The organism is Antarcticimicrobium luteum (assembly GCF_004358185.1).
Classification (GTDB): Bacteria; Pseudomonadota; Alphaproteobacteria; order Rhodobacterales; family Rhodobacteraceae; genus Antarcticimicrobium; species Antarcticimicrobium luteum.
The window spans coordinates 1-6,653 of the sequence record NZ_SMUV01000020.1 but is presented as its reverse complement, the minus strand read 5'-3'; the positions used below and the strand labels follow the sequence as shown (position 1 = coordinate 6,653).

Annotated in this window: 7 protein-coding genes; 3 read left to right on the top strand and 4 right to left on the bottom strand. The window is 66.6% G+C overall.

Translation table 11 applies throughout. From position 1 onward, the window contains the following. Positions 1-259: 259 nt before the first annotated feature. From E1832_RS00345 to E1832_RS00330, 4 genes are all read right to left on the bottom strand, one after another. Entirely contained in the window at positions 260-835 is a 576-nt protein-coding gene (locus E1832_RS00345; protein WP_133357805.1) for a cob(I)yrinic acid a,c-diamide adenosyltransferase, read from the bottom strand. A gap of 3 nt (positions 836-838) precedes the next feature. Further along, positions 839-1,042: a twin transmembrane helix small protein gene (locus E1832_RS00340; protein ID WP_133357804.1), complete on the bottom strand. Its 204-nt coding sequence runs from the start codon at positions 1,040-1,042 to the stop codon at positions 839-841. 69 nt (positions 1,043-1,111) lie between these two features. Beyond that, entirely contained in the window at positions 1,112-1,945 is an 834-nt protein-coding gene (locus E1832_RS00335) for an SDR family NAD(P)-dependent oxidoreductase (protein WP_133357803.1), read from the bottom strand. A 482-nt stretch (positions 1,946-2,427) separates the two neighbouring features. Then, complete coding sequence (locus E1832_RS00330) at positions 2,428-3,099, bottom strand: SH3 domain-containing protein (protein WP_165978747.1); 672 nt, start codon at positions 3,097-3,099, stop codon at positions 2,428-2,430. A gap of 235 nt (positions 3,100-3,334) precedes the next feature. Between E1832_RS00330 and E1832_RS00325 the strand changes: the two genes are divergently transcribed. The 3 genes from E1832_RS00325 to E1832_RS00315 all read left to right on the top strand — a co-directional run. Beyond that, complete coding sequence (locus E1832_RS00325) at positions 3,335-5,683, top strand: DNA topoisomerase IV subunit A (protein WP_133357801.1); 2,349 nt, start codon at positions 3,335-3,337, stop codon at positions 5,681-5,683. A gap of 152 nt (positions 5,684-5,835) precedes the next feature. Then, complete coding sequence (locus E1832_RS00320) at positions 5,836-6,447, top strand: hypothetical protein (protein WP_245513715.1); 612 nt, start codon at positions 5,836-5,838, stop codon at positions 6,445-6,447. 119 nt (positions 6,448-6,566) lie between these two features. Beyond that, positions 6,567-6,653, top strand: an 87-nt coding sequence (locus E1832_RS00315; RefSeq protein WP_133357806.1) for a GTP-binding protein, incomplete at its 3' end; no start/stop codon positions are given.

Below are 6,653 nucleotides of genomic sequence, written 5' to 3'. Positions count from 1 at the left end.
CCGTGCCGTCCGCCTTCACGCGAACCTTCACGTTATAGTCGATCACGCGCTTGACAGGTACCACTACCTTCATTTGCGTCGGTCTCCTTGGTTTGGTTGGCCCGGGAAAGGGGCGCCTAGAACGTTCCGCCATGTGTTAGCGGCTGCGAAAGCGGGAAAACAGGGAAAAATCGTCCTGTTTGCGCTCACGGACGCCGCGTTCGGCGGTCGAGTGGATAAAATTCCTGACCAAAGACGGCCAAAGGCGGCCGGCGGCGCCTCAGCGGTTGGCGCCGGGGATCCATAGGACGTCGTCGAGCCCCTCGTTGTTCGCCACCCGCGCGGCGACGAAGAACCAGTCGCTCAGACGGTTGAGATAGCGCACCGCGTCGCCGTTCACCGCCTCCTGCGCGGCGAGTTCCACCGCCGCCCGCTCGGCCCGGCGCGCCACCGTGCGGCAGACATGCAGCCCGGCCGCCAGAGGCGCGCCGCCCGGCAGGATGAAACTGCGAAGCGGCTCCAGCCCGGAGTTCATCGCGTCGATCTCGATCTCCAGCCGCGCCACCTGCCCGGCCACCATGCGCAGCGGCGGATACTCGGCCTCGCCGTCCCGCTCCATGCCCGGCCGGCACAGATCGGCGCCGAGGTCGAACAGGTCGTTCTGGATCCGCGCCAGCGCCTCGTCCATGTCCTCGTCCTCGGCGTCCAGCCGGGCCACGCCGACAAAGGCGTTCAGCTCGTCCACGGTGCCGTAGGCGTCGACGCGGGCGGCGTATTTGGGCACCCGGGCGCCGTCACCCAGCGCGGTGTCGCCGGCATCGCCGGTGCGGGTGTAGATCTTGTTCAGCACCACCATGGATCAGCCCGTCTGACGCTTGAGATAGATGTAAAGCAGGATCAGAACCACCGCGAGCGCCTGCATCAGGAGCCGCAGCCGCATCAGCCTGTTGCTGTTCTTCCGGTTGAACTCGCCCCCCTTGGCAAAGCCGCCGATGCCCAGCATCAGCACCACCGCCACGGCCAGCACCGCCAGCACCACGATCACGAACAGCGGATCACCCATATTGCCCTCGCTTGGCTTGTCTCACTCGCCGGTATCTAGCGGCATTCGCGGCAAAAGCGAACCGGATTCTCAGATCCGGGTCACGATCCAGTCGATCGCGCGGGTCGGCAGCACCCGGCGCAGATAGCCGGTCAGATAGGTCGGCACGGTCACGTAATAACGCGCCTTCGGCCGCCGCGCCCCGAGCGCGCGAATCAGATTTGCCGTCACCGCCTCGGGCGGCAGTTCGAACCGGTCCTTGCCGGTCTCGCGGTAGATCCGCGGCAGCAACTGCGCCTCGTACTCGGCCCGCCTGGCCGAGTTTTCCCAGTCGATGTACTTCTCGAAATAGAAAATCCCCTTCCTGCGCAGCGGCGTGGTGATCGGACCGGGTTCGATCAGCACCACGTGGATGCCGCTGCCGCGCAGCTCGATCCGCAGCGTGTCGCTCAGCCCCTCCAGCGCGTGCTTGGTCGCCGAATAGGCGCCGCGCCAGGGGATCGACACCAGCCCCAGCGACGAGGAGCATTGCACGATCCGCCCGTGCCCCTGCACCCGCATCACCGGGATCACCTGCCGGGTCAGGTCGTGCCAGCCAAAGAAATTCGCCTCGAAGATCGCCCGCAGCCCGTCGCGCGGCAGATCCTCCACCGCGCCGGACAGCTGGTGGCCGCCGTTGTTAAAGAGCGCGTCGAGCGTTCCGCCGGTGGCCTCCAGCACCTGCGCCAGCCCGGCCTCGATGCTCGCCGGATCGGTATAGTCGATGCGCGGGCTGTCGAACCCCTGCGCGCGCAGCCGGTCGCAATCGCGCTGTTGCCGGCAGGCGGCGAACACCCGCCAGCCCCGCGCCCGCAGCCCCATCGCCGCGTTCTGTCCGATGCCCGAGGAACACCCGGTGATAAGAATGGATTTCTGGCGCACCATGGTGATCGTCCCGACTGCTCCATCCGAGAGCTAGTCGATCGGGCGCGCCATCGCAATCCGCCTCAGAGAATGAAAAGGTCCAGTCCGGCTCCGCATATGTCCAATCGGTTCCAGGGGCATTTCCGGTGGCCAGGGTCGTGCCATCCTGGCTGGTCCTGAACCCGCCGACTGTCGCCCCGGCCGGTCCGAAATGGCCCAGCAGGCTCAGCTCGGCCCCCGACGCATCGGTCGAAAACAGGGCGCTGTTGTCGGTTGCTGTCTGATAGGTGAACGCGCCGGTCTGCATTTGCTCCAGAACGGCGTCGAGGTTGAAGGTGGCGGTGACGCGCACCACGAAATCCACGACTAAAGACATTCGGAAAAAAATCCACTTGTTAAGAAAATCGGTGCCGTCAGCCGTAAGACTTTTGGGGTCGCAAACGAAGCCACAAAGTGCCAATGGCATCGCCGGTCAAATCAGAGAGGGGCGGATGACCTCATCCTCAGCGCCGGTCCTTTCCGATCAGCGAGGACGCAACCCAGCCGACCTGCTGTTCGGGCAGCGTGCGCAGCCGCAGCCAGCCGGTGCCCGATGCGCTCAGCACCTCGACTTCATGGCCCAGCACCAGCCGGGCGACCACCGGATAGATCGTGCCGGGGCCCTCGCGCATGTTCACCCGGGCGCCGGTGACCTCGCGCAGATCCGGTTCCGGCTCCGCGCGCGGGGCAGGGGCCGCTGCGGGCTCCGGCTCGGCCGCGCGCAACCCGGCCGCCCCCTGTTCCAGCGAGGTCAGCGCGATCCCCCCGGCTCCACCCAGTCCGGTGTGGTCCGGCCCTGTCCCGGCCTGTCCGGCGGCGCTGCCGTTTCCGGGTTGGCCGGAATAGAACACCAGCGGCTGGCCCAGCCCGCTGCGCAACTGCGCCAGCCGCGCGGCGCGCTCTGCCTGCTGCGCCTTCAGTCTGGCGATCCGGCTCTCATCGGTGATCACGGCGGGATCCGTCGCGCGGGGCGTTCGCAGCGCGATCACCGCGGCCGGGGCGCGTGACGCCAGCGGCGTTTTGGCCTCGGCGATCTGCGGCTCCGGTTTCGGCGGCCGCATCCCGCGCGGCTCGAAATCCGTCCCTCCGGACAACTCATAGAATGTCCAGGCCAGGATCAGAAAGGATGCAATCACCAAACGCGGCACACCGCCTCCGTCGCGCAAAAGGATTTCGGTCCGTCCCCCGGCGGCGAATCCCCCGGGCGGATCAACACCATAGCCGATCCGCCGATTCGGCACAGCGGGAAGCGGCGGGCGGTTTTCCCCGCAATCGCCCGGGGCGCCCGGAACCCCCGTTGCTGCGGGCAACCGCTCTATCCGGTCTCGCCACGGCTTTACGCCCGCCGCGCGCGCGCGTATCACCGCATCCATGAACGACCTGATCGACGATCCCAACATGCCCTCGCCGAGCGTGCCCGGCGAGACCTCCGAGCCGCTCCGCCGCGCCATCGGCGAGCGCTATCTGACCTATGCGCTGTCGACCATCATGCACCGGGCTCTGCCCGATGCGCGCGACGGGCTGAAGCCGGTACACCGCCGCATCCTCTATGCCATGCGCCAGCTGCGGCTGGCCTCCGGCGGGGGATTCCGCAAATCGGCCAAGATTTCCGGCGACGTGATGGGCAACTATCACCCGCATGGCGATGCCGCGATCTATGACGCGATGGCGCGTCTGGCGCAGGATTTCAACGTCCGCTACCCGTTGGTCGACGGCCAGGGCAACTTCGGCAACATCGACGGCGATAACCCCGCCGCCTCGCGCTACACCGAGGCGCGGATGACCATCGTCGCCGAGGCGCTGCTCGAGGGGCTGGACGAGGACGCGGTCGATTTCCGCGACAACTATGACGGCACCCTGACGGAACCCGTGGTGCTGCCGGCGACCTTTCCCAACCTGCTGGCCAACGGCTCCAGCGGCATCGCGGTGGGGATGGCCACCAACATCCCGCCGCACAACATCGCCGAGCTCTGCGACGCCTGCCTGCACCTGATCCGGTCGCCGGGCGCCGATGACGACACCCTGCTGAAATATGTCCCCGGCCCCGATTTCCCCACTGGCGGCACCATCGTCGAGCCGGCCGAGAACATCGCGCGGGCCTATCGCACCGGGCGCGGCTCGTTCCGTCTGCGCGCCAAATGGGAGGTCGAGGATCTGGGCCGCGGCACCTGGCAGATCGTCGTCACCGAGATCCCCTATCAGGTCCAGAAATCCAAGCTGATCGAAAAGATCGCCGAGCTGATCCAGACCAAGAAGATCCCGATCCTCGCCGACATCCGCGACGAATCGGCCGATGACGTCCGCATGGTGCTGGAGCCGCGTTCCAAGAACGTCGATCCCGAGGTTCTGATGGGCATGATGTTCCGCAACTCCGATCTGGAGGTGCGCTTTTCGCTCAACATGAACGTGCTGATCGACGGGCTCACCCCCAAGGTCTGCTCGATGAAGGAGGTGCTGCGCGCCTTCCTCGATCACCGGCAGGAGGTGCTGCGCCGCCGCTCCCGCTACCGGCTGGGCAAGATCGACCACCGGCTCGAGGTGCTCGAAGGCTTCATCATCGCCTTCCTCAACCTCGACCGGGTGATCGACATCATCCGCTACGACGACGATCCCAAACCGGCCCTGATGCGCGAGGACTGGTCGATAGACCACGTTCGGGCGACCTCGGAAAAGGATTATGTCAGCCCCGCCCCGGGCGAGGGCGAACTCAGCGAGACCCAGGTCGACGCCATCCTCAACATGCGCCTGCGCTCGCTGCGGCGGCTGGAGGAACTGGAGCTGCTGCGCGAACAATCCGCGCTGATGGAGGAGCGCGCCGCGCTCGAGGATCTGCTCGAGGACGATGGCCTGCAATGGGCGAAAATCTCCGAGCAGCTGAAAGAGACCAAGAAGACCTTTGGCAAGGGCTACGAGGGCGGCGCCCGCCGCACCGTCTTTGCCGAGGCCGGCGAGGTCGAAGAGGTGCCGCTCGAGGCGATGATCGACCGCGAACCGATCACCGTCGTCTGCTCGCGGATGGGCTGGATCCGCGCCATGACCGGCCATATCGACCTCACCCGCGAGCTGAAGTTCCGCGACGGCGACGGCCCGCGCTTCATCTTCCACGCAGAAACCACCGACCGGCTGCTGGTGTTCGGCTCGAACGGGCGGTTCTATACCGTCTCGGCGGCCAACCTGCCCGGCGGGCGGGGCCTGGGCGAGCCGCTGCGCCTGATTGTCGATCTGCCCAACGAGGCCGAGATCGTCACCCTCTTCCCGCACAAGCCGGGCCAGAAACTTCTGGTCGCCTCCAATGCCGGCAACGGCTTTGTCGTGCCCGAGGACGAGGTGCTGGCCCAGACCCGCAGCGGCAAGCAGGTGCTGAACGTCAAACCCGACGAGCGCGCCCACCTGTGCAAGCCGGTCGCGGGCGATCATGTCGCCGTGGTCAGCCAGAACAGCCGGTTCCTGGTCTTCCCGCTTTCCGAGCTGCCCGAGATGACCCGCGGCAAGGGGGTGCGGATCCAGAAATACAACCTGGCCCGCGGCAAGCAGGGCGCGCTGGAGCTTGACGGCGGGCTCAGCGACATGACCACCTTTGACTGGGCCGAGGGGCTGCGCTGGCAGATGGGCGGCGGCAAGACCCGGCACGAGCCCGACCTGACCGAATGGCTGGGCAAGCGCGCCGGGGTGGGCAAACGTCCGCCGCACGGCTTCCCGCGCGACAACACCTTCTCGTAACGCCGCTCCGCCAGCTGCTCCCTCCCCCTCCCCGGGGAGGGCAGGGGAGGGGGCAGCCCATCCGCGCCAAACCGCCCTGCCGGCCCGAAGCGTTTGCGCAAGGCCGCCGCGTGGTCTACTGCTCTGGCAATTGTCCTGACACGAGAGCGTCCATGATCCGCCTACTCGCCCTGCTCACAGGCCTCGCCCTGCTGACCGCCTGCACCGCCCCCACCCCCGAAGACCCGCTCCAGGATCTCGGCGCCTTTCGTCTCGGCCACAACATCGTGGTCGCCCCGAAAATGCAAAAGGGTCCGGTCTCCCGCGATGCCACTGCGGACGAATGGATCGAGGTGCTGACCGGCGCGGTGTCGGACCGCTTCGGACGCTATGACGGCGATCAGCTTTATCATTTCGGCATGTCGGTCGAGGGCTTCATGCTGGCCCCGCCGGGCATCCCGGTGGTCTATAACCCGAAATCGGTTCTGATCGTCAATCTGACCGTCTGGGACGATGCCGCCGGCAAGAAACTCAACGACAAGGTCAAGCAGATCTCGGTATTCGAAACCCCCTCGGGCGGCTCGGTTCTGGTCGGCTCCGGCTATGAGCGCACCAAGGAAGAACAGATGCAGGGGCTGGCCCGCAACGCGGTGGACGAGATCGAGGACTGGCTGGTGGAAATGCAAAAGGAAAACGGCTGGTTCGCGCCGCGCCCCGATATGGCCCCGGGCAAGGCGACAGGCGATCCGGCCGGACCCGTCGCGCCCCCGCAGGCGGCGGGCTGAACCCGCTCCGCCGCACCGCGCAGGAGGCGCTTGATTTTCCCCGCCGAACCCAATATGTGCCGCGCGCAGAGGAAACACGGGTCGTTGCGACCCCACCAGTTCAAAAGGGCGCCTAGGACATGGCAAAGGAAAAGTTTGATCGCACGAAACCGCACGTCAACATCGGCACCATTGGCCACGTTGACCACGGCAAGACGACGCTGACG

Coding starts and splice junctions, on each gene's coding strand:
- E1832_RS00320 (WP_245513715.1), top strand. CDS start 5,836: ATGATCCGCCTACTCGCCCTGCTCACAGGCCTCGCCCTGCTGACCGCC.
- E1832_RS00335 (WP_133357803.1), bottom strand. CDS start 1,945: ATGGTGCGCCAGAAATCCATTCTTATCACCGGGTGTTCCTCGGGCATC.
- E1832_RS00340 (WP_133357804.1), bottom strand. CDS start 1,042: ATGGGTGATCCGCTGTTCGTGATCGTGGTGCTGGCGGTGCTGGCCGTG.
- E1832_RS00345 (WP_133357805.1), bottom strand. CDS start 835: ATGGTGGTGCTGAACAAGATCTACACCCGCACCGGCGATGCCGGCGAC.
- E1832_RS00325 (WP_133357801.1), top strand. CDS start 3,335: ATGAACGACCTGATCGACGATCCCAACATGCCCTCGCCGAGCGTGCCC.